Below are 20,439 nucleotides of genomic sequence, written 5' to 3'. Positions count from 1 at the left end.
CTGTACTGGCGTCATAATGTTAGGCCTGTTCCGCGTCTACCTTGGCGTCGTCTCTATCCTGTATTCCCGGACCCATGCTCGTTCTTGGCATCGAAACCAGTTGCGACGAAACCGCCTGCGCCGTGGTGCGGGATGCGGCGGAGCCTGCCCGCCGCATCGTCAGTCATAGCCTGTTCTCGCAACTGAGGGAACACGCGCCCTATGGCGGCGTGGTGCCGGAAATCGCCAGCCGCGCCCATATCGAGCATCTCGACGGCCTGATCGCCGAGAGCCTGACCGCCGCCGGGGTCACCCTGGTCGATCTCGACGCCATCGCCGTCACCGCCGGGCCAGGCCTGATCGGCGGCGTGATGGTCGGGCTGACCACCGCCAAGGCGCTGGCCTATGCGACCGGCAAGCCATTGATCGCGGTGAACCACCTGGAGGGCCATGCGCTCTCGGTGCGGTTGAGCGACAGCGTGCCGTTCCCCTATCTGCTGCTGCTGGTCTCCGGCGGCCATTGCCAGTTCATCGTCGCCGAGGGCATCGGGCAGTACCGCCGGCTCGGCACTACCATCGACGATGCCGCCGGCGAGGCCTTCGACAAGACCGCCAAGCTGCTCGGCCTGGGCTATCCCGGCGGCCCGGCGATCGAGCGGCTGGCCAGGAGCGGCGATGCCGCGCGCTTCGACCTGCCGCGGCCGCTGTGGCGCAAGCCCGGCTGCGATTTCAGCTTTTCCGGGCTGAAGACCGCCGTGCGCCTCGCGCTCGAAAGCTGCGGCGATGCGCCCACGCAGCAGGACAAGGCCGATCTCGCGGCGAGCTTCCAGCAGGCCGTGCTCGACATCATCCTCGACCGCGCCCGCAACGCGATCGCGCTGTTCGACGGCATGCATGGCGCGCGCCAAAAAGACGGTACGCAGCGGCATTTCGTCGCCGCCGGCGGCGTCGCCGCCAATGCAGCCCTGCGCGGCGGCCTCGTCGCGCTGGCGGAGAAACACGGCATGGCGTTTACCGCGCCGCCGCTGAATCTGTGCACCGACAACGGCGCGATGATCGCCTGGGCCGGGCTCGAGCGTTTCCGCCTCGGGCTGGTCGACACCCTCGACGCACCGGCGCGCGCGCGCTGGCCGCTCGATCCGGATGCGGCCGCGAAACCCTTCGCCGGCGCCAAGGCATGACGGCGCCGACCAGACATATCGGCATCCGTCATATCGGTGTGGTGGGCGGCGGCGCCTGGGGCACCGCCCTGGCGGCGCTGGCCTGCGAGGCCGATCCGGCCGAAGGCCGCAGCCTGCTGTGGGCCCGCAATCCGGAGGTCATCGCCGACATCAACACCCGGCAGACCAACCGGCTCTATCTCGCCGGCGTCGCCCTGCCCAACACCCTGCAGGCGACCGGCGATCTGGCGGCGCTGAAGGACTGCGACGCGCTGATCCTCGCCGTGCCGGCGCAGAGCTTGCGCGATTTCGCCGCCCGCATCCGCGACGAGATCGGCGGCAGCGCGCCGCTGGTGATCGCGGCGAAAGGCATCGAGATCGGCAGCGGCCTGCTGCCGGCCGAAGTGCTGGCCGAAGTCCTGCCGGACCGGCCGCTCGCCGTGCTCACCGGGCCGACTTTCGCTGCGGAAGTCGCCCACGGCCTGCCGGCGGCGGCGACCTTGGCCTGCGAGAATGCAGCGCTGGGCGCCGCCCTGGTGCAGCGGCTCGGCCGCGCCACCTTCCGGCCCTATCTGTCGGATGACCTGATCGGTGCGCAGATCGGCGGTGCGGTGAAGAACGTGCTGGCGATTGCCTGCGGCATCGTCATCGGCCGCCGGCTCGGCGACAATGCGCGCGCCGCGCTGATTACGCGTGGGCTGGCCGAAATGGCGCGGCTGGCCGAGGCGCTCGGCGCCCGGCGCGAGACGGTGACCGGCCTGTCGGGCCTCGGCGACCTGGTGCTGACCTGCTCCGGGCCGCAGTCGCGCAACCTGTCGCTCGGGATTGCGCTCGGCGAGGGCAGGGCGCTCGCCATGATCATGGGCGCGCGGCGCACGGTGGCCGAAGGCGTGCATACCGCGCGCGCCATCGGCACGCTGGCCGCGAAACACGGCATCGAGATGCCGATCTGCGCCGCCGTCGATGCCGTGCTGCACGCCGACGCCGGCATCGATGCCATGCTGGCCGCCCTGCTGGCGCGGCCGTTCAAGAGCGAGGAATGAGGCGATGAACTACTGGCTGATGAAATCCGAACCTTCGGCCTGGTCGTGGGAGAGCCAAGTCAAGAAGAAGGTCGAGAGCTGGAACGGCGTGCGCAACTACCAGGCCGCCAACAACATGAAGGCGATGAAGCTGGGCGACCGCGCCTTCTTCTACCATTCGGTCGACGAGAAGCAGATCGTCGGCATCGTCGAGATCTGCAAACTGTATTACCCCGACCCGACCGACGAGACCGGCAGGTTCGGCATGGTCGACGTGAAAGCGCTCTTTCCGCTTAAACACCCGGTCTCGCTCGCACAGATCAAGGCCGAGCCGAAGCTGAAAGAGCTGGCGCTGCTGCGGCAGTCGCGCCTCTCGGTCTCGCCGGTGGATGCGGCAAGCTGGAAGCTGATCTGCAGGATGGGCGGCGTGACGGCGTGATACGTCCCTCTTTCTCTTTCCTGTTTTCGTCACCCTCGGGCTTGACCCGAGGACCCCATTTCAAATGGGATGCCCGGGTCAGGCCCGGGCATGACACGTAAGAGGGAACGGGATGGCCGTCCTGCGCCCGAACCAGCCGGCGCCCGGCACGCGGCTGATCGCGCTGGCCGAAATCCCGGCACCCGGCGCGAAAGCCTTTACGTTCGGCGCGGGCAAGGAACGCTTCGAGTGTTTTGTCGTGCATTGGCTCGGCGGTGCCATCGGCTATGTCAACGAATGCCCGCATGCGCGCACCACGCTCGACTGGTCGCCGGACAAATTCTTCAACCTGCGCAAGGATGCCCTGCAGTGCGGCACCCATGGCGCGCTGTTCGTGCCCGAGAGCGGCCACTGCTTCCTCGGCCCCTGCAAGGGCAAGAGCCTGATCCGGTTTCCGGTGCGGCTCGACGCCGACGGCTGGGTCGTGGTGGCGGAAGACACCCCCGCCACCTGAGAATCAAACCGCCTGACGATCGATGCGGCCGGCCGGGTTTCCAGGGTCCGGCCGGCCGCTGCGGCATCGCGGGCGGGCCGACCGGGCAGGGTGGGAGAGGCCGGCCGGCAGTTCCGCGATACCGCCGATGCTGTCTAGCCGGTGCGGCTGATCCCCCGGATGTCCTGGCAGGCGGCCGCGAGGCCGAGCAGGGCGGCGCCGAGCAGCTGCAGGGTGCCGCGCCGGGGCGCAGCGGATAACGGGCCTGGGACTAAGACTGGGACTGGATGGACCATGTTACGCCTCCTTCAGGGAGCAGGCGGGGCATCAACGCACGCGGTACTTACTTGGTCAGGATCAGTTTGCCGTTCGAGGTCAGGCGCAGGCGGTAATCGGCGCCCTCGTGGTGGATGACGACCTCGCGGCTGCCCTGGAACAGGACGCGGCTGTCGAGTCTCTGCAGGCCCTGGGGCAGTCCCCCGGGCACCGGCGCGGTCTCGCCCCGTGCCTCACCCAGGGCCTCGCCCACGACACGTAACGGTATGGATGTATCCGGCATTCCGATCTGTCCCCTGGCGCGGCGGCCGCGCTGCCCCACAGGGGCGGCCTAGCTGCGACTGGTTCTCAGTTTACGGAGGGATCGGGGTGAATGCAAGTAAGAATAAATCGCATGAATGCCCCGCACCCCCGGAAGCGGCGATTGCCCGGTGCGGCATTCGGGATAAAAGTGGTCACTCGCGCCCCCGCCAGGATGAACCCATGCGTCCCAGTCATCAGATTGCGTCCGGCCGTGCCGTGCTGGCGGCAGAAGTCAGTGGCAGCGGGGCCATCGGCAGCGGCGATCCGGTCATTTTCCTGCATGCCAACATCTGCGACCGCCGCATGTGGCGCGACCAGCTCGATGCCATCGGCGCCGGCCACCAATCCATCGCCTGCAGGGCCATCGCCTATGACCGGCGCGGCTTTGGCGAGACCCGGGCCGAAGCGGAGGAGCATTCCGCCGTCGACGACCTGATGGCAGTGCTCGACGCCACCACCGAGGGCCGGCCAGCGATCCTGGTCGGCTGCTCGCAAGGCGGCCGTATCGCCATCGATGCGACGCTGCGCTATCCGGCCTCGGTGCGTGGCCTGGTGCTGATCTCGCCCACGGTGACCGGTTCGCCCGAGCCGGTGCTGCCGCCCGGGATCGCGGCCCTGCTGGCGCAGCAGAAGGATGCCGAAGCCGCCGGCGACCTCGACCGGGTGAACGCGGTCAAGGCGCGGCTCTGGCTCGACGGTCCGCTGGCGCCCGAGGGTCGCGTCACCGGTGCGGCACGCCGGCTGTTCCTCGCGATGAACGGCATCGCGCTGCGGGCACCGCCAGCCGGGCCGGACAGCGACACTACGCCGGATGCCTTCCGGCGGCTCGGCGAGATCGCGGTGCCGGCACTGGTGCTCTGCGGCGAGCACGATTTTCCCCATATCCGGGATCGGGGCCGCCAGGCGGCAGCCCTGATGCCGCAGGGATCGCATCAGGTGCTGCCCGGCACCGCCCATGTCCCGAGCCTGGAGCGGCCGGCGGAGGTTACGGCGCTGATTGCAGGCTTCATCGCCCGCCTCAGCGCTTGAAGAAGCCGAGCATCTCGTTGAGCGCGACGGCCTGATCGGCGAGCGCGCGGGCCGAGGCCGCGGTCTCTTCCACCAGGGCTGCATTGCGCTGGGTCATCTCGTCCATGCTGCCGACCGCGCTGCTGACCTCTTCCAGGCCGCGCGCCTGCTCGCCGCTGGCGGCGGCGATCTCGGCGACGATATCGGAAACCTTCTTCACGGCGGTGACGATTTCGGTGAGCGAGCTGCCGGTCTGGTTCACCAGTCCCGCACCGGCCTTGACCTGCGCGTTCGATTCGCTGATCAGGCCCTTGATGTCCTTCGACGCATTGGCCGAACGCTGGGCGAGCGCGCGGACTTCCTGGGCGACCACGGCGAAACCCTTGCCGGCTTCGCCGGCGCGCGCTGCCTCGACGCTGGCATTCAGCGCCAGCAGGTTGGTCTGGAAGGCGATCTCGTCGATCAGGCCGACGATATCGGCGATCTTCTGCGCACTCTCCTCGATCCGCGTCACGGCTGCCACCGCATCGGCCACCACGTTGCCGCCCTTTTCCGCCGTGTCGCGCGCCACGGCCGCCAGCTGGTTGGCCGCCTGGGCATTGTCGGCATTCTGCTTCACGGTGGCGGTGACTTCATGCATCGAGGCCGCCGTCTCCTCGATCATCGCCGCCTGGGATTCCGTGCGCTGCGACAGGTCGAGGCTGCCCGACGAGATTTCGCCCGAGGCTTCCTGCACGCGGCCCGAGGCCTCGCTGAGCCGGGCGGCAATGCGGTCGAGCTGTTCGGCCAGCGCGTTGGTGTCGTCGCGCAGCGAGCCGAACAGGCCTTCGTAGGCCGCCTCGATGCGGCCGCTGACATCGCCGTCGGCGAGCCGGGCAAGAATCGCGGCGACATCGCGGATCGCCGTCTCCGTCATGCCGAGCAGGCGGTTGATGCCCTCCGCCAGCCGCCGGTTGATGCCTTCGAGTGCCGCCGTGTCGATGCGGCGGCCGAGATCGCCGACGGTGGCGGCATCGATGATGCCGGCGACGGCATCCTCCAGCCTTTGTTCCTGGGCCAGGCGCTCGGCCTCGAAGGCCGCACGTTGCGCTGCCTCGCGCTCGGCGGCGGCCTGCTCGGCCGTTTCGCGTTCGGCATCCATCCGGGCATCGGCTTCCTCGCGGGCGGCCTCGCGCCGGCGCACCGCGGCGATGTAGCGCGCCACCATCAGCAGCGCGACCGCGGCAATGCCGCCGGCAATGATGAGGAAGATCCCCAGCGAGGTCAGCCGCGTCTTCAGCAGCCCGGCATGCAGCGCGGCAACATCACGGCCGATCAGGATATCGGCAATCGGGCTGCCGTCGGGGGCCAGCAGATGGGTCTGCGCCTGCACGATCTTGCTGCCCGCAGTGGCCTCGACGCCGGTCAGTTCCAGCACGGTCTGCGGACCGCCGAGCGGGCGGACCGCGACATTCATGCCCAGCCGCTTTTCCAGGCCTTTCAGCTGCGGCAGCGGATCGACATGCAGGGCGATATAGCCGGCCGGGCGGAAGCCGCCGACCGCGGCCACCACGGTCTGCACCGGGCCGGCGGGCGAGGCCCAGCCGAACTGCACGACGTTGCGCCGGGCGCCGCCCTCGCGGGCCGCCAGCGGCTTCAGCCGGTCCATCGGCGGCTGCACTTCCGCTTTCAGCCATTCGGCGCCGATCGGCTTCATCTCGAGGTCGTAGACGGTGGCGCCGATCACCGCGACCTCGCCGCTGGTGATGGCGCCGGAGCGGAATTCCGCCTTCAGCGACGCGGCGACGCCGGCGCCGTCGGACCCTTGCGTGGCGGCACGCAGCGAGCCGGCCTGGGCAATCGCCTGGACGACCTCGGTGACCTTCTCGAAATGCTCGTTCCAGATCTGGTCGGCGGCCAGCTCGCGCATCACCCGCGCATCGCCCTGCAGGGTGGAGTCGTCGACCAGGGCCTCGTAGCGCTGCGACATGTAGATGCCGACGCCGGCACTGGCGGCCAACACGGCGGCAAGGGCGATGCCGACGACAAAGGTGAGTGAAATTTTCATGACGGTTACGCGCGGGCAGAGGTGAGGAGGGGCGCTGCAGAAATGGCCGGTCCTGTCGCCGGTACACACGTCACCAGAACCATGCAAAGCCGGGCCATCGGACTATGGCGCATGCCTACCCTCGTGTTGTGAATTGCCCCCTGTTGCCGCGAACCATATCCATAGACCGCCGGCGAATAAAAGCACTTTCACAGTCTGCACAAGGCTTGCGCGCATTGCCTCACAGGATGCCGCAATTCCCGGCAGAGGATGCCGCGCGGGCATGAAAAAGCTGGCCATGAAAAAGGCGGGCCCGAGGCCCGCCTTTCAGCATGAAGACGATGTTGAATTCAGAACGGCCAGATCGTCAGAGCGGCTGGTCGAGCACGAGATCGTTGGCCGGGCGGCGGCCGCGTGCCGAACTGCGACGTTCGCTGCTGTCGCGCAGGCGGGCGGCGAGGCGGCGGATCTCGGCTTCCTGCACGCCGTCGCGGCGCATCAGCAGCTGGGTGATGGGATCGGCGAGCATGTCGCTCAGCGCCGGCTCTTCCTCGGACCACTGGGTATGGTCGAGGCGGACCGGAAGGATCACGGCGGTCTGCGCGGCAAGGGCCCGTTCACCCAGAGCCTGGGTGGCCAGGGCCTGCATTGTCATCGTCGGGTCCAGTCTGTCCTGCATCGCTGCCTCCTGTGTCGCGTGCTGCCGGTTTGCCATCCCCCACATGACATCACCTATGGCAGTGATAGTAGGGCGGCTGGCAGTGATAGTAGGGCGGCAAGCATGCTGACCATGTGACCAGTTTGCGGTCTTTTCGTGACGTCGGGCACGCTGCGACGTTTTGCTGCAGGCGATGCTGCAGGTGCACACGAATACGCGGTGATGCTATGCGGCGACGAAGCCGCGATAGAGCTCGACGAGTTCCGGCACCACGGTGTCCATGATGGTCTTGCCATGGGCGGCACTGGCCAGGGCCGGGTTCGAGCCAATGCGGCCGTCGGGGTAGCGGCGGCGATAATCGGCGGCATCGGCGAAGCCGCCGGACGGGGCGACCCGCGGGCTCAGTTCGGCCACGCTTTTCGCCGCTTCCGGATAGGTATGGTACGTTACCGAGACCTCGCTCGGCGTGGCATGGCTGCCTTCCTCGCTGCCGAACAGCTCGCGCGACAGCCGCCGGGCCGAGGGGGCGTCCCACCAGTTGCGCAGGGTGCAGCGCACACCTGTCCCGTTACTGCTGGCCGGGTTCAGGCTGGTCTCGGCATAGATCTCGGAAAAGGCGACATTCACCGTGGCGACATTGCCGCCATGGCCGTTGAGGAAGAACACCCGCTCGAAGCCGTGGCGGGCCAGCGACTGCACCGTGTCGCGCAGCACGGCGATCAGGGTGGTGGGCCGGAGCGTCATGCTGCCGGGGAAGCCCATATGGTGCTGCGCCATGCCAACATTGATGGTCGGCGCCACCAGGGCATCGGCCGCCGCGCCGACGGCTTTGGCAAAGACCTCGGCGCAGATCGCGTCGGTGCCGATCAGGCCGTTCGGGCCATGCTGCTCGGTCGAGCCGATGGGGACGATGATGCCGGTCGAGCGCTTCAGATAGGTCTCAACCTCTTCCCAGGTGCACAGATGCAGCAGCATGATCGGCCTTTCTTCAGTTAACCTGTTGATCAGAAAGGGCAGAAACCCTGAAAGTCCAGCCCGCCGGGGTAATATTCCGGCTCCGGAGGATTGCCCGAGGGCCCTGGATCAGCCCCGGGCGGTCCGCCCGGGCAAAAGCCCCGCCAATCCGCGCTTGACGGGCGGGGGGTGATCCGTATGATGCCGCCGCCCTCCCCGGCTCCTCACCGGGGGGATCGGCATTTCTTGCATGGACGGGTTGTCGTGGCTGCCTTCCCCTCATGCGCCGAAACCAGGACTGAATATGACCAAGCGTCAGGAATCCAAGTACAAGATCAATCGCCGGCTGGGCGAGAACCTGTGGGGCCGCGCCAAGAGCCCGGTCAACAAGCGTGAGTACCCGCCGGGCCAGCATGGCCAGAAGCGCAAGAAGCCGACCGACTACGGTACCCAGCTGATGGCCAAGCAGCGCCTCAAGGGCTACTACGGCAACATCACCGAGAAGCAGTTCCGCCGCGCCTATGCCGAGGCGAACCGTCGCCGCGGCGATACCTCGGAGAACCTGATCGGCCTGCTGGAGCGCCGTCTCGACGCCGTGGTCTACCGCATGAAGGTGGTCGCCACCGTGTTCGCCGCGCGCCAGTTCATCAGCCATGGCCATATCTCGGTCAACGGCCGCCGCGTCACCGTGCCGAGCTACCAGATCAAGCTCGGCGACGTCATCGAGGTGCGTGGCAAGGCGAAGGATTATCCCTTCGTGCAGGAGGCCATCACATCGAACGAGCGCGACGTGCCGGACTACATCACCATGGACGGCACCATGAAGGCGACCTTCAGCCGCGTGCCGCTGCTGGCCGATGTGCCCTATCCGGTCAAGATGGAACCGAACATGGTCGTCGAGTATTACTCGCGCTGATCCTTCGGTTTACCCGATCTCAGAGAAGGCCGCCCATCGGGCGGCCTTTTTTGTTGCCCGGCTTTTCGGCAGGCCAAGGTTTTCAGTTGCCTTGGAAACGCAGGCCGGGCATTACTGTTCGATTATCTCTACCTGAGCGGTTGCACCCCCTGACATGACGCGCCTGCGCCGCCTGCTGCCGCCCCTGATCGCCGCCGCCATCGTCGTGCTGCTCGGCCTGCTCGGCGCGCTGTATCTTTACGACCGGCAGGAAACCGCGCTGCTCGCCGATGCCGAGGGCAACCTGTACCGCACCGGCGGCGAGGTCTCGGCCGCCTTCGACGGGCTGTTCGCGCCGGTCGCCGCGATCACCGAGGCGATGGGCGACGCCGAACTCGACCGGACCGGGGCCGACGACCTGCCACGGCTGTTCTACGGCATCGCCAGCAGCCCGGTGCGCCGCCTGCCGCAGGTCAACGGCATCTATCTCGGCTTTCCCGACGGCACCTTCATCCACGTGCAGCAGTATGTGCCCGACGCGGTGCGGCAGAGCGCCGGCAGCCATCTCGAGGCCGGCATGGGCACGCGGCGACGCATCGAACGGCTGGCCGATGGCGGACTGGTCGACCATTGGGATTACTTCGACCGCGACAGCCAGGACTGGACCGGCTCGCTGGCGGTGCCGCCGGCCTATGACCCGCGCCAGCGGCCGTGGTACCGGGCCGCGCTGGCCAGCGACCAGCCGGTCTGGACCGCGCCCTATGTCTTCGCCTCGACCGGCAAGCTCGGCGTCACCTATGCGGTCCGGCTGCACCGGCCCGATGGCAGCCTGTGGGCGGTGCTCGGCATCGACCTGACCATCGAGGCGCTGTCGCGCATCCTGCTGGAGCGCGAGAGCGGCCTGGCCGGCAGCAACGGCCTGGTGTTTGCCGCCGACGACCAGGGCCATGTGGTCGGCCACCCCGACCTCGCCGAGATCCTGTCAAAGGACAAGCCCGACATCGCCGGCTTCCTGCGTCAGTATGACCACCCCAGCACCTTCGAGCGCGTGCTGGTCAACGCGCTGGCGCAGACCGGGCCGGCCTATCGCGTGCATTTCGAGGATATCGACTATATCGCCACCCGGGCCGAGCCGCAGGCGGCGACCTCGATGCCGTTGCGCATCTATGTGGCGCAGAATCTGGCCGATGTCACCGCGGTCGCCCGCGCCACCCTGCGCCGCAACCTGATTGCCCTGCTGGCGGTGGCGGCCGTGCTCGGCGCGGTGATCATCTATGCCGTCAAGCTGCGCTTCGAGATGGCGGCACGCCGCCGCGCCGAACGCGAACTGGTGGCCGCCCGCGACGAGGCCGAGGCGGCGACGCGGGCCAAGTCGAGTTTCCTTGCCACCATGAGCCACGAAATCCGCACGCCGATGAACGGCGTGATGTCGATGGCGGAACTGCTCGACCTGACGCCGCTGGATGCCGAGCAGCGCCGCATGTCGAAGGTGATCCGCGATTCCGCCGGCGCCCTGCTGACGGTGATCAACGACATTCTCGATTTCTCCAAGATCGAGGCCGGCAAGCTCGACATCGAGACGATCCCCTTCGCGCTCGGTGACCTGGTCGAGGGCGTCGGCGAACTGCTGGCGCCGCGCGCCGACGACCGCGGCATCGAACTGGTGATTGAGATCGCGGAAGGCCTCGCCGACCGCCGGCTGGGCGATCCGACCCGTATCCGTCAGGTGCTGCTCAACCTCGGCAGCAACGCTGCGAAATTCACTGAAACCGGCAGCGTGACGATCACCATCGGCGCCGCCCATGCCAACGGCGACCTGCTGCATTTCGCCGTCGCGGATACCGGCATCGGCCTGACTCCGGAACAGCAGGCGAAACTGTTCCAGCCGTTTACCCAGGCAGACTCATCGACCGCCCGCAAATTCGGCGGCACCGGACTCGGCCTGTCGATCTGCCAGCGGCTCTGCGAGCTGATGCAGGGCCGCATCGGGGTGCGCAGCGAGCCCGGCCGCGGCTCGGTCTTCTGGTTCGAGCTGCCGTTGCCGCCGGCCGAGGCAGACGCCGCGCCGCTACGGCCGGCCCATGACATCGCCGCCGCCCGCGTGCTGCTGCTCGGCCTGCCCGCCGCGCAGCAGCCGGCCGCCATCGCCGCCCTGCGCGCCGGCGGCATCCATCAGATCGACGCGGCCGGCGATGCGGCGGCGGCCGGTACCTTGCTGGCCACGAACGCATGCGACCTGGTGCTGGTCGATGCCCGGCTCTCCGGCGCGCTCGGCCTGCCGCAGAAATTTGACGGCGATGCCGCCTGGGTGCTGATCGCGCCGCGCAGCCTGGTCTCGACGCTGGATGCCGCACAGCGCGGCAGCTTCCGCGCCACGCTGACCTATCCGCTCGGCCGCCCGGCGCTGTGGCGTGCGGCGGCGCTGTCGCTCGGCCTGATCCGCGGCGACGCGGTCAGCACCGACCTGCGCGAGGACATGGCCTTCAGCGCGCCGCCGCTGGACGAAGCCCGCGATGCCGGCGCGCTGGTGCTGGTGGCTGAGGACAATGCCACCAACCAGATGGTGATCCGCCAGATGCTCGGCCGCATGGGCTTTGCCTGCGAGATCGCCGACAACGGCGCGCTGGCACTGGCCGCCTGGGAGCAGGGCCACTACGGCCTGTTGCTGACCGACTTCCACATGCCGGAAATGGACGGCTTCGAACTGACACGGCACATTCGCGAACGCGAGGCGGCGAGGCCCGATGCGGTACGACTGCCGGTCATCGCGCTGACCGCCGATGCGCTGACCGGGGTGGAAGAGCAATGCCTCGCCGCCGGCATGGACGGCTATCTGACCAAGCCGGTCGACAGCCGCCGGCTCGGCGCCATGCTGGCGCAATGGCTGCCGCAGGGGCTCGAGCTGCGCCGCCCGGCTGCTGCCGCGGCGCCGGCAGTAACAGCGCCGGCAAAACCCGGCTGGGATCACGGCATTTTCGATCCGGCCATGCTGCGCGATACCTTCGGTGGCTTCGAAGTCACCGCGAAGGATTTCCTGCGCGACTTCATCACCGATGCTGCCCGCCGCGTCGCCGCCATCGAGACGACGGCCGCGGCCGGCGACCTGGCGCAGACCCGCGGCCTCGCCCATGCCCTGAAGGGCGGCGCGCTCACCGTCGGCGCCACGCGGCTTGGCACCATTGCCGCCGACCTGCAGGATGCCTGCGATGCCGGCGACATCGAGACCATGCAGCTGATGGCCGAACTGCTCGGCCCGACGCTGGCGGAACTGCAGGCCGCCCTGCCGGCCATCCTGGATTCATGAGGAGACCAGCGCGACGATGAGCGACGACAAGGCGAAATACGAAAAGCTGCGCATCCTGATCGTCGAGGACGAGGGCTACACCCGGCAGATGATCACCGGCATGCTGCGGCAGATCGGCTTCAACTATATCAACGAGGCGGCCGAGGGCGGGCAGGGCTTCAAGGAAGTGGTGCGCCTCAGGCCGCAGGTGGTGCTGTGCGACGTGCATATGGAGCCGGTCGACGGACTGGCCTTCCTGTCCAAGCTGCGCGGCTTCGTCAACGGCGAGATCGCCGCGACGCCGGTGATCTTCCTGACCGCCGACAAGCAGCAGGAGACCGTGCTGTCGGCCAAGCAGATGAAGGTGGACGGCTATCTGGTCAAGCCGGTGGCGCTCGCCATCCTCAAGCAGCGCCTCGATGCGCTGCTGAAGTACCACCATCTGATCTGACGGCGGCCTCAAGGCCTTCGCACCAGCCCGGACCGTCACCATGGCCGGTGAGGAAAAGCGCCGGCGGCGATAACCATCGGCCTGCAGGCGTTCGAACACCGTAAAGCAAAGGCCGCCCGGATTGCTCCGGGCGGCCTTTCGTTTTTGAAGGACTGAATGCGGTCCGGTTATTCGGCGGCCTGGCGCACCGGCTGGGCGTCTTCCGACTGCCAACGGATGGCGATGTCCTTGACCATGTCGAGTAGCGGGGTGAGTTCGGCGCCGCGCGGCGCCAGCGAATAGGTCACCTGCGGCGGGATGGTGGCCTGGTAGTCGCGGCGCACCAGCTGGGCTTCCTCCAGCATGCGCAGGCGCTCGGTCAGCACCTTGGCCGAGATACCGGTGACTTCGCGCTTCAGCTCGCCGAAGCGGCGCGGTCCCTGGGTGCGCAGCACATAGAGGATATAGGTGGTCCAGGGTCCCATCAGCAGGCGCAGCACGGCATCGACCGGGCAGGTCGGCTTGCCGGCGGCAGCGGGGCTGCCGCAGGACGCGGCCGGGGTGGGAGCGGCGGTGGAGGCGGGGGAGAGGCTGGTCTGGGCAGTCATGAGGCGGACACTCCTTGGGATACAAACTACCGGGTGTCAGACAGTCCCGCCGGCACGGGTGATTCCCAATCAGGTCGATGTTCTTCTGGCCAGATTCTTCTGGCCGGTCGATTTCTCGTGGTTACTTTTAAGTACCTACTTTACTCCGGAAATCAAGCCCCCTAATTCCCCTCATGTAAAGGAACTGAATTACTTAAAGTAATTCATATATAACCCTGACAGAACAAGGACTTATCCGATGACGACCATTGCAGTGGTGTACCATTCCGGCTTCGGCCATACCGAGAAGCAGGCCCAGGCGGTTGCCGAGGGTGCCGCCGCGGTGGCCGGCGCCAGGGCCATCCTGGTGCCCGTGGCCGAGGCCGAGGCCCGCATCGAGGAGCTGAATGCCGCCGACGCCATCATCTTCGGCACCCCGACCTACATGGGCGGCGTGTCGGGCCCGTTCAAAACCTTCATGGATGCCACCAGCAAGGTCTGGTACGGCCGCGGCTGGAAAGACAAGGTCGCCGCCGGCTTCACCAATTCCGCCTCGCAGTCGGGCGACAAGCTGAACAGCCTGATCAGCCTCGCCATCTTCGCCGCCCAGCACGGCATGATCTGGGTCGGCCTCGACCTGCTGCCGGGCAACAACAATTCCAAGGGCAGCGTCAACGACCTCAACCGGCTCGGCAGCTTCCTCGGCGCCATGGCGCAATCGAATGCCGATGAAGGCCCGGACAAGGGCCCGATCGCCAGCGACCTCGAAACCGCGAAAGTGCTCGGCAAGCGCGTCGCCGAAAAGGCCGCCGTCTTCGCCAAGGCCAAGCGCGAGCTGGTCGACGCGTAAAAAAAGAAAATGGGATTCCCGCTTTTGCGGGAATGACGGGTTCGTACGGCCGTCCTTCCGGGTTTGATCCGGTGTGGCAGCGTAAATCACCATAAATCGTCATCCCCGCGAAAGCGGGGATCCCATTTATGGCGGCAAAATCCCTAGAGCGAGACCGCCGTCACATCCAGCGACGGCTGCACCTGGTCCGGCCAGTCGCGCCGCGTATAGACCTGTGCTGCCTCGCGGGTTTCCGCCAGCGCGGCGAAATCGAGTTCGGCATGGACCCAGCCGGGCTGCGACAGGTCGCCTTTCGCGATCACGCCGTCGTCGGGCATGCCGCGGTCCGGCGGCGCCAGCATACTGGCCCAGCCGACACTGACATCCACCGCCGGCGACCAGTCCGCCAGCCCCACGGTGGGCGAGACGGCGACGAAGACCTGATTCTCCAGCGCCCGGGCCCGCGCCCCGGTCTGCACCCGGTTGGCGCCGGCCTGCGTGTCCGTGCAGCTCGGGCACAGGATCAGGTCGGCGCCGGCCGCGGCCATCGCGCGGGCGATCAGCGGGAATTCCACGTCGTAGCAGATGGTGATGCCGGCGCGCAAAGGTGCCGGGCCGCCGAGATCGAGATCGAACACTTTCAGGTCGGCGCCGCCGGTGATGATCCAGGCCTCGCGCTCGAAGCGCGTCATCTGCCGCTTGTCCTGCCAGGTGATCGCCCCGTTCGGTGCCAGCAGGTAGCTGCGGTTGACGAAGACATCGTTGTGCTGCACCGGCAGCGACGGCGCGACGATATACACGCCATGACGCTTCGCGAATTCCGCATAAGCCGCGACGAAATCGTCGTGGAACGGCTGCAGCGCGGCGATCTGGCCGGTCAGGTCCTGCTGCAGCATCTCGGGCAGCAGGGAGGTCAGCTCCATGGCACCGTATTCCGGGAACAGCAGCAGCTGTGCCTGCTGGCCCGCCGCGGTCGCCACCCAGTCGGCAGCGTTGCTGTGCCAGGCGGCGAAATCGGCGAAACGGCCGATCGGGTATTGCGCGGCGGCGAGGCGCAGGCTGCTCATGGCGCGACATCCTCGGGCTCGCGGCGCAGATCGCGCAGCCAGTAGACCATCGGCTTGTCGGTCTGCTCCGTATCGCCGATGTCGCGCCAGGAGAAGGTCGAGACGAGATCGGGCCGCCGGCGATAGCCGCGCCGTATCCAGAAGGCGTCGAGCGGGACGTAATCCGCCGGCCGGGCCGGATGGTCGGCCGGCCGTTCGACGGCGCAGAAGCAGCACAGTGGCCGGTCGAAGGCGCGCGCCGCCGCCTCGCGCTGGCGGAAGAATTCGACGCCGATGCCGCGGCCGCGGTATTCGGGCAGCAGCACGCTTTCGCCGAAATAGAAAATATCGCCGACCGGCAGCCCGGCCGCCAGGAACGGCGCCCTGACATAATCGAACTCCTCGGCCAGCGCCAGCGCACTGGAGGCGCCGACGATCCGCTCGCCATCGAAGGCGACGATCAGCGTGCCGGTACTGGCGGCATCATAGCGGGCGAGGTAATTGCGTTCGTAGTCGAGCGAGCCTTCATAGAGATAGGGCCAGGCGCGGAATACCGTCATGCGCAGGCGGCCGAGATCATCGAGCCGGGCGCGCAGCGCGTCGCCGGCCAACCGCAGGACGCGGAGGCCGCCGCTATCGACGGCGGCAACGCTCATCCGGCGACCTGTTTCACCCAGTCGGTCAGATTGTAGGTGTTGGAGATGCGCGCCACCTTGCCGTCGCGGATCTCGAAAAACGCGCCGGCCGGCAGGCGGTACTGCTGGCCTTCCGCCGGCGGCAGGCCGTCGTCGGTCTCGAGGTACACGCCGAGCACGGTGAACTCGGCCGCCGCGCGGCTGCCGTCGGCGTTGGTCATGACGAAGAGATCGACGATCTTCTCTTCGTAGCAGCGGCTCATGCGGTCGAGGAAGGCGCGGAAGGCGGCCTTGCCGGTCTCGCGGCCACCCTGGTTGACGTCATGCACCACGTCGTCGGTGAGATAGCCGAGGAACCGCTCGGTATCCTGCATGTTGAAGGCGTCGTAATAGGCCTCGATCAGGCCAGCGGTGGCAGCATGCGGCATTGGCGGAACCCGGAAGCGCGATGGAAATCCGGAATACCCTAAGCCGTGCCGCCCTTCAACTCCACCCTGTTGCCTTCGGGGTCGGACAGGTAGATGGATCGCCCCACACCTTCGGCGCCGTAACGGTCGGCGGGCGGCTCGGCTGCCACGCCATGGGCGGCGAGATGGGCGAGGATGGCGCCCGCATCGAAGGGATCGATGCGCAGGCAGAGATGATCGAGGTTGCGGCGGGCCGGGTCCGGGGCCTGGTCGCCGTCCGACGCCAGTTTGCCGCTGCGGTCCATGATGTCGATCAGCGCAGTGCCGGCGCGCAGGTGCCAGAGGGCGATCTGCGGCTGCTCATGGGCGAGCGTGCAGCCGAGCACGTCGCGGTAGAAGGCGATCAGGCGCTGCGGGTCGCTGGCCCGCAGCACCACATGATCGATCCGGCGAATGGCAAAGGGAGGCAAGCCGCCCCGATCAGGACGCGGGCGCTTCCTGGACGGCGATGCCCTGCTGCTGCAGATGCTGCTGCAGCTCGCCCGACTGGTACATCTCGCGCACGATATCGCAGCCGCCGACGAACTCGCCCTTCACGTAAAGCTGCGGGAAGGTCGGCCACTCGGAGAATTCCTTGAGATGCGTGCGGATCGCCGGATCGGCGAGGATGTCGACGCCCTTGAACTTGACGCCGAGATGCGACAGCACCTGCACGGTCATGGCCGAGAACCCGCATTGCGGAAACACCGGCGTGCCCTTCATGAACAGCACGATGTCGTTGCCGCCGATCTCTTCGCGGATGCGCTCGAAAGTCTGTTCCTTCTCGCTCATGGCGATCTTCCTCTGGTCGTATCGTGAGTTACGGAGCCAATTAACTATGGCGTTTGCGTGGTGAGCGCCAGCGCATGGAGCTGGCCACCCATGCGGCCCTTGAGCGCCGCATAAACCATCTGGTGCTGCTGCACCCTTGTCTTGCCGGCGAAGGCGGCGGAGATCACGGTGGCGGCGTAATGGTCGCCGTCGCCGCGCAGGTCGTCAATGCTGACCTTGGCGTCGGGCAAAGCCTCACGGATCATGGTTTCGATCTCGGCGGCATCCATTGCCATCGTGTTATCCCCTTGATTCCTTTATATTTTACAACTCACCGGCCATATAGCGCGGCAGCCAGCCCTCATGGGTCTCGCCAAGCGCCTGCACCGATATGGAACCGAGACCGCGGAAGGTCAACCGGTCGCCGCCGGTCAGCCCGAGCCGGACCGCTGGCGCACCGGCGGCTTCGGCCGCCGCCAGCACCGCCTCGGCCTGTTCGTCCGGACAGGTGACGACATAGCGGGCCTGATCCTCGCCGAAGCCGATCTCGAAGGCATCGCCATCGGGCAGCGCGATCTCGGCACCCATGCCGCCGGCCATGGCCATTTCGGCCAGCGCGATGGCGAGCCCGCCGTCGGCGCAGTCATGCACCGCCGAGACCATGCCCTTAGCAATCAGCATGCGCACGGCATCGCCGTTGGTCTTTTCGGCCTTCAGGTCGACCGCGGGCGGCGGGCCATCTTCCTGGCCGCAGATGTCGCGCAGGTAGACCGACTGGCCGAGGTGCCCGCGGGTGGCACCGATCAGGATCACCGCTTCGCCGGGCAGCTTGAAGGCGAGCGTCGCCATCAGTGCCACATCGTCGAGCACGCCGACGCCGCCGATGGCCGGCGTGGGCAGGATCCCCTTGCCGTTGGTCTCGTTGTAGAGCGAGACGTTGCCGGAAACGACCGGGTAGTCGAGCGCGAGGCAGGCCTCGCGGATGCCCTCCACGGCGCCGACGAACTGGCCCATGATGTCGGGGCGTTCCGGGTTGCCGAAATTCATGTTGTCGGTGATCGCCAGCGGCCGGGCGCCGACCGCGGTGATGTTGCGCCAGGTCTCGGCCACCGCCTGCTTGCCGCCCTCGACCGGATCGGCGAAGACATAGCGCGGCGTGCAGTCGACCGTCATCGCCAGCGCCTTCTTCGGATGGTCCTCGACGCGCACGACTGCCGCGTCGCCGCCGGGGATCTGCGCGGTGTCGCCGCGCACCAGATGGTCGTACTGCTCCCAGATCCAGCGCCGCGACGCCATGTCGGGCGCACCGATCAGTTTGCCCAGCGCCTCGATGAAGGGCAGCGGATGATTGACGCGGCCCAAAGGCTTCCGCGGCGGCGTCTTCACCCACGGCCGGTCATACTCTGGCGAAGCCGCCGCCAGAGGATCAATGGGCAGGTCGCCGACCTGCTCGCCATTGAAGCGCAGCACCATGCGGCCAGTATCGGTCAGATGGCCGATCACCGCGAAATCGAGTTCCCACTTTTTGAAGATCGCCTCGGCCTGCGGCTCGCTGCCCGGCTTGAGGATGATCAGCATGCGCTCCTGGCTTTCGGAGAGCATGAACTCGAACGGCGTCATGCCGGTCTCGCGGGCCGGCACCTTGTCGAGGTCGATGTCGATGCCCATGCCGCCCTTCGACGCCATCTCGAAGGACGACGAGGTCAACCCCGCCGCGCCCATGTCCTGGATGGCGACGATGGTATCGGTGGCCATCAGTTCGAGGCAGGCCTCAATGAGAAGTTTCTCGGTGAAGGGGTCGCCGACCTGAACCGTCGGGCGCTTTTCTTCCGAGTCTTCGGTGAATTCGGCCGACGCCATGGTGGCGCCATGGATGCCGTCGCGGCCGGTCTTGGAGCCGACATAGACCACCGGATTGCCGAGGCCGGCGGCGGCGGAATAAAAGATCCTGTCCTGTTTCGCCAGGCCGACGGTCATCGCGTTGACGAGGATGTTGCCGTTGTAGCTGGAGTGGAAATTCACCTCGCCGCCGACGGTCGGCACGCCGACGCAGTTGCCGTAGCCGCCGATGCCATGCACCACGCCGGCGACCAGATGCCGGGTCTTGGCGTGTTCCGGCGCGCCGAAGCGCAGCGCGTTCAGGTTGGCGATCGGGCGCGCACCCATGGTGAAGACGTCGCGCAGGATGCCGCCGACGCCGGTCGCCGCGCCCTGGTAGGGCTCGATGAAGGACGGATGGTTGTGGCTTTCCATCTTGAAGATGGCGGCCTGGCCATCGCCGATGTCGATCACGCCGGCATTCTCGCCCGGGCCCTGGATCACCCAGTCCGCCTTGGTCGGCAGGGTCTTGAGCCATTTCTTCGACGACTTGTAGGAGCAATGCTCCGACCACATCACCGAGAAAATGCCGAGCTCGACCTGGTTGGGCACCCGGCCCATGATCTCGAGCACCAGGTCATATTCAGCCCTGGTCAGGCCCATCAGGTCGTTGGGATACTGCACGGCTTTTTTTGTCTCACTCACGAGAGCGACTCCGCAATCGAATCGAACAGGCCGCGGCCGTCGGTGCCGCCGCAGACCGGGTCAGTGGCGTTTTCCGGATGCGGCATCAGGCCGAGCACGGTCTTGGTCTCGTTATAGATACCGGCAATATTGCCGACCGAACCATTCAGGTTGGTGCCGTCACTGACATTGCCGAGGTGGTCGGCATAGCGGAAGGCGATGCGGTCGGCATCCTCCAGCTTCTTCACGTCGTCGGCCGCCAGCGTGTAGTTGCCCTCGTGATGGGCGACCGGCACGCGGATGGTCTGGCCCTGGCGGTATTTGCCGGTGAATTCGCTCTGTGCCGTCTCGACGCGCAGGTTCACTTCGCGGCAGATGAACTTCAGTCCGGCGTTCATCATCAGCGCGCCGGGCAGAAGGCCTGCTTCACACGCAATCTGAAAACCGTTGCAGACCGCCAGCACCCGCACGCCGGCCTCGGCGCGCTTTTTCACGTCCCGCATGATCGGCGAATTGGCCGCCATGGCACCGCAGCGCAGGTAGTCGCCGTAGGAAAAGCCGCCGGGCAGCACGATCAGGTCGATGTCGCGCGGCAGGTCGCTGTCGCCGTGCCAGACATCCAGCGGTGGCTTGCCGCCGTTGGCGCGGGTCAGCGCCATGCGCATGTCGCGCTCGCGGTTCGATCCGGGGAAAGTGATGAGGGCGGCTTTCATGTCAG

Annotated in this window: 22 protein-coding genes; 9 read left to right on the top strand and 13 right to left on the bottom strand. The window is 67.3% G+C overall.

Features of this window, described 5'->3' with window-relative positions:
- The first annotated feature begins 74 nt into the window (after positions 1-74).
- From tsaD to ACFOOQ_RS08845, 4 genes are all read left to right on the top strand, one after another.
- A complete protein-coding gene (tsaD, locus tag ACFOOQ_RS08860) occupies positions 75-1,160 on the top strand; it encodes a tRNA (adenosine(37)-N6)-threonylcarbamoyltransferase complex transferase subunit TsaD (RefSeq protein ID WP_379724620.1) in 1,086 nt (361 codons plus the stop codon).
- Positions 1,157-2,182: an NAD(P)H-dependent glycerol-3-phosphate dehydrogenase gene (locus ACFOOQ_RS08855; RefSeq protein WP_379724618.1), complete on the top strand. Its 1,026-nt coding sequence runs from the start codon at positions 1,157-1,159 to the stop codon at positions 2,180-2,182. Before tsaD ends, ACFOOQ_RS08855 begins: the two co-directional genes overlap by 4 nt.
- Positions 2,183-2,186: 4 nt before the next feature.
- On the top strand, positions 2,187-2,600 hold the full coding sequence (locus tag ACFOOQ_RS08850; protein WP_379724615.1) for an EVE domain-containing protein: 414 nt from the start codon (positions 2,187-2,189) through the stop codon (positions 2,598-2,600).
- Positions 2,601-2,712: 112 nt separating this feature from the next.
- Positions 2,713-3,093 (top strand): Rieske (2Fe-2S) protein, encoded by a 381-nt coding sequence (locus tag ACFOOQ_RS08845; RefSeq protein ID WP_379724612.1) that lies wholly within the window; start codon positions 2,713-2,715, stop codon positions 3,091-3,093.
- A 322-nt stretch (positions 3,094-3,415) separates the two neighbouring features.
- Here the strand turns inward: ACFOOQ_RS08845 and hemP are convergent, their stop codons facing one another.
- Positions 3,416-3,631, bottom strand: coding sequence for a hemin uptake protein HemP (hemP, locus tag ACFOOQ_RS08840; protein WP_379724609.1), 216 nt, complete (start codon positions 3,629-3,631; stop codon positions 3,416-3,418).
- Between the two features lie 200 nt (positions 3,632-3,831).
- Here hemP and ACFOOQ_RS08835 point away from each other — a divergent pair, with 200 nt between their 5' ends.
- Positions 3,832-4,680 (top strand): alpha/beta fold hydrolase, encoded by an 849-nt coding sequence (locus tag ACFOOQ_RS08835; RefSeq protein ID WP_379724606.1) that lies wholly within the window; start codon positions 3,832-3,834, stop codon positions 4,678-4,680.
- Here the strand turns inward: ACFOOQ_RS08835 and ACFOOQ_RS08830 are convergent.
- From ACFOOQ_RS08830 to ACFOOQ_RS08820, 3 genes are all read right to left on the bottom strand, one after another.
- Positions 4,670-6,706 carry a methyl-accepting chemotaxis protein gene (locus ACFOOQ_RS08830; RefSeq protein WP_379724603.1) on the bottom strand — a complete coding sequence of 679 codons (2,037 nt, stop codon included), beginning with the start codon at positions 6,704-6,706 and terminating at the stop codon, positions 4,670-4,672. The two genes, ACFOOQ_RS08835 and ACFOOQ_RS08830, sit on opposite strands and share 11 nt — an antisense overlap.
- Positions 6,707-7,052: 346 nt before the next feature.
- Positions 7,053-7,364: a hypothetical protein gene (locus ACFOOQ_RS08825; protein ID WP_379724600.1), complete on the bottom strand. Its 312-nt coding sequence runs from the start codon at positions 7,362-7,364 to the stop codon at positions 7,053-7,055.
- A 204-nt stretch (positions 7,365-7,568) separates the two neighbouring features.
- Positions 7,569-8,318 carry a creatininase family protein gene (locus tag ACFOOQ_RS08820; RefSeq protein ID WP_379724597.1) on the bottom strand — a complete coding sequence of 250 codons (750 nt, stop codon included), beginning with the start codon at positions 8,316-8,318 and terminating at the stop codon, positions 7,569-7,571.
- Between the two features lie 283 nt (positions 8,319-8,601).
- On the opposite strand from ACFOOQ_RS08820, the gene rpsD reads away from it, so the two are divergent.
- From rpsD to ACFOOQ_RS08805, 3 genes are all read left to right on the top strand, one after another.
- Positions 8,602-9,213 (top strand): 30S ribosomal protein S4, encoded by a 612-nt coding sequence (rpsD, locus tag ACFOOQ_RS08815; protein ID WP_379724594.1) that lies wholly within the window; start codon positions 8,602-8,604, stop codon positions 9,211-9,213.
- Between the two features lie 154 nt (positions 9,214-9,367).
- Positions 9,368-12,496, top strand: a complete 3,129-nt coding sequence (locus ACFOOQ_RS08810) for a hybrid sensor histidine kinase/response regulator (RefSeq protein ID WP_379724591.1) — start codon at positions 9,368-9,370, stop codon at positions 12,494-12,496.
- A 16-nt stretch (positions 12,497-12,512) separates the two neighbouring features.
- A complete protein-coding gene (locus ACFOOQ_RS08805; protein WP_379724588.1) occupies positions 12,513-12,926 on the top strand; it encodes a response regulator in 414 nt (137 codons plus the stop codon).
- A 167-nt stretch (positions 12,927-13,093) separates the two neighbouring features.
- Here the strand turns inward: ACFOOQ_RS08805 and ACFOOQ_RS08800 are convergent, their stop codons facing one another.
- A complete protein-coding gene (locus ACFOOQ_RS08800) occupies positions 13,094-13,513 on the bottom strand; it encodes a winged helix-turn-helix transcriptional regulator (RefSeq protein ID WP_379724585.1) in 420 nt (139 codons plus the stop codon).
- Positions 13,514-13,751: 238 nt separating this feature from the next.
- Here ACFOOQ_RS08800 and ACFOOQ_RS08795 point away from each other — a divergent pair, with 238 nt between their 5' ends.
- Positions 13,752-14,342, top strand: a complete 591-nt coding sequence (locus tag ACFOOQ_RS08795) for an NAD(P)H-dependent oxidoreductase (protein WP_379724582.1) — start codon at positions 13,752-13,754, stop codon at positions 14,340-14,342.
- Positions 14,343-14,485: 143 nt separating this feature from the next.
- Here ACFOOQ_RS08795 and ACFOOQ_RS08790 read toward each other — a convergent pair whose 3' ends face one another.
- From ACFOOQ_RS08790 to purQ, 8 genes are read right to left on the bottom strand one after another with little or no spacing between them, the layout of a single operon-like run.
- Positions 14,486-15,388: a carbon-nitrogen hydrolase family protein gene (locus ACFOOQ_RS08790; RefSeq protein ID WP_379724579.1), complete on the bottom strand. Its 903-nt coding sequence runs from the start codon at positions 15,386-15,388 to the stop codon at positions 14,486-14,488.
- Positions 15,385-16,023 (bottom strand): GNAT family N-acetyltransferase, encoded by a 639-nt coding sequence (locus ACFOOQ_RS08785; protein ID WP_379724576.1) that lies wholly within the window; start codon positions 16,021-16,023, stop codon positions 15,385-15,387. The genes ACFOOQ_RS08790 and ACFOOQ_RS08785 overlap by 4 nt, the downstream gene beginning before the upstream one ends.
- Positions 16,020-16,430 carry a ketosteroid isomerase-related protein gene (locus ACFOOQ_RS08780; RefSeq protein ID WP_379724573.1) on the bottom strand — a complete coding sequence of 137 codons (411 nt, stop codon included), beginning with the start codon at positions 16,428-16,430 and terminating at the stop codon, positions 16,020-16,022. The genes ACFOOQ_RS08785 and ACFOOQ_RS08780 overlap by 4 nt, the downstream gene beginning before the upstream one ends.
- A 38-nt stretch (positions 16,431-16,468) precedes the next feature.
- Entirely contained in the window at positions 16,469-16,879 is a 411-nt protein-coding gene (locus ACFOOQ_RS08775; RefSeq protein WP_379724570.1) for a VOC family protein, read from the bottom strand.
- Positions 16,880-16,889: 10 nt separating this feature from the next.
- On the bottom strand, positions 16,890-17,240 hold the full coding sequence (grxD, locus tag ACFOOQ_RS08770; protein ID WP_379724567.1) for a Grx4 family monothiol glutaredoxin: 351 nt from the start codon (positions 17,238-17,240) through the stop codon (positions 16,890-16,892).
- A 44-nt stretch (positions 17,241-17,284) separates the two neighbouring features.
- Positions 17,285-17,515, bottom strand: coding sequence for a BolA family protein (locus ACFOOQ_RS08765; RefSeq protein ID WP_379724564.1), 231 nt, complete (start codon positions 17,513-17,515; stop codon positions 17,285-17,287).
- A gap of 28 nt (positions 17,516-17,543) precedes the next feature.
- Positions 17,544-19,700, bottom strand: coding sequence for a phosphoribosylformylglycinamidine synthase subunit PurL (gene purL, locus ACFOOQ_RS08760; RefSeq protein ID WP_379725387.1), 2,157 nt, complete (start codon positions 19,698-19,700; stop codon positions 17,544-17,546).
- A gap of 38 nt (positions 19,701-19,738) precedes the next feature.
- Positions 19,739-20,434: a phosphoribosylformylglycinamidine synthase subunit PurQ gene (gene purQ, locus ACFOOQ_RS08755; protein ID WP_379724561.1), complete on the bottom strand. Its 696-nt coding sequence runs from the start codon at positions 20,432-20,434 to the stop codon at positions 19,739-19,741.
- Positions 20,435-20,439: the final 5 nt, after the last annotated feature.

This window comes from Ferrovibrio xuzhouensis (assembly GCF_042648965.1).
GTDB lineage: Bacteria > Pseudomonadota > Alphaproteobacteria > Ferrovibrionales > Ferrovibrionaceae > Ferrovibrio > Ferrovibrio xuzhouensis.
Note: the sequence above shows the minus strand (reverse complement) of the source record. Positions and strands in the feature narration are given on the sequence as shown.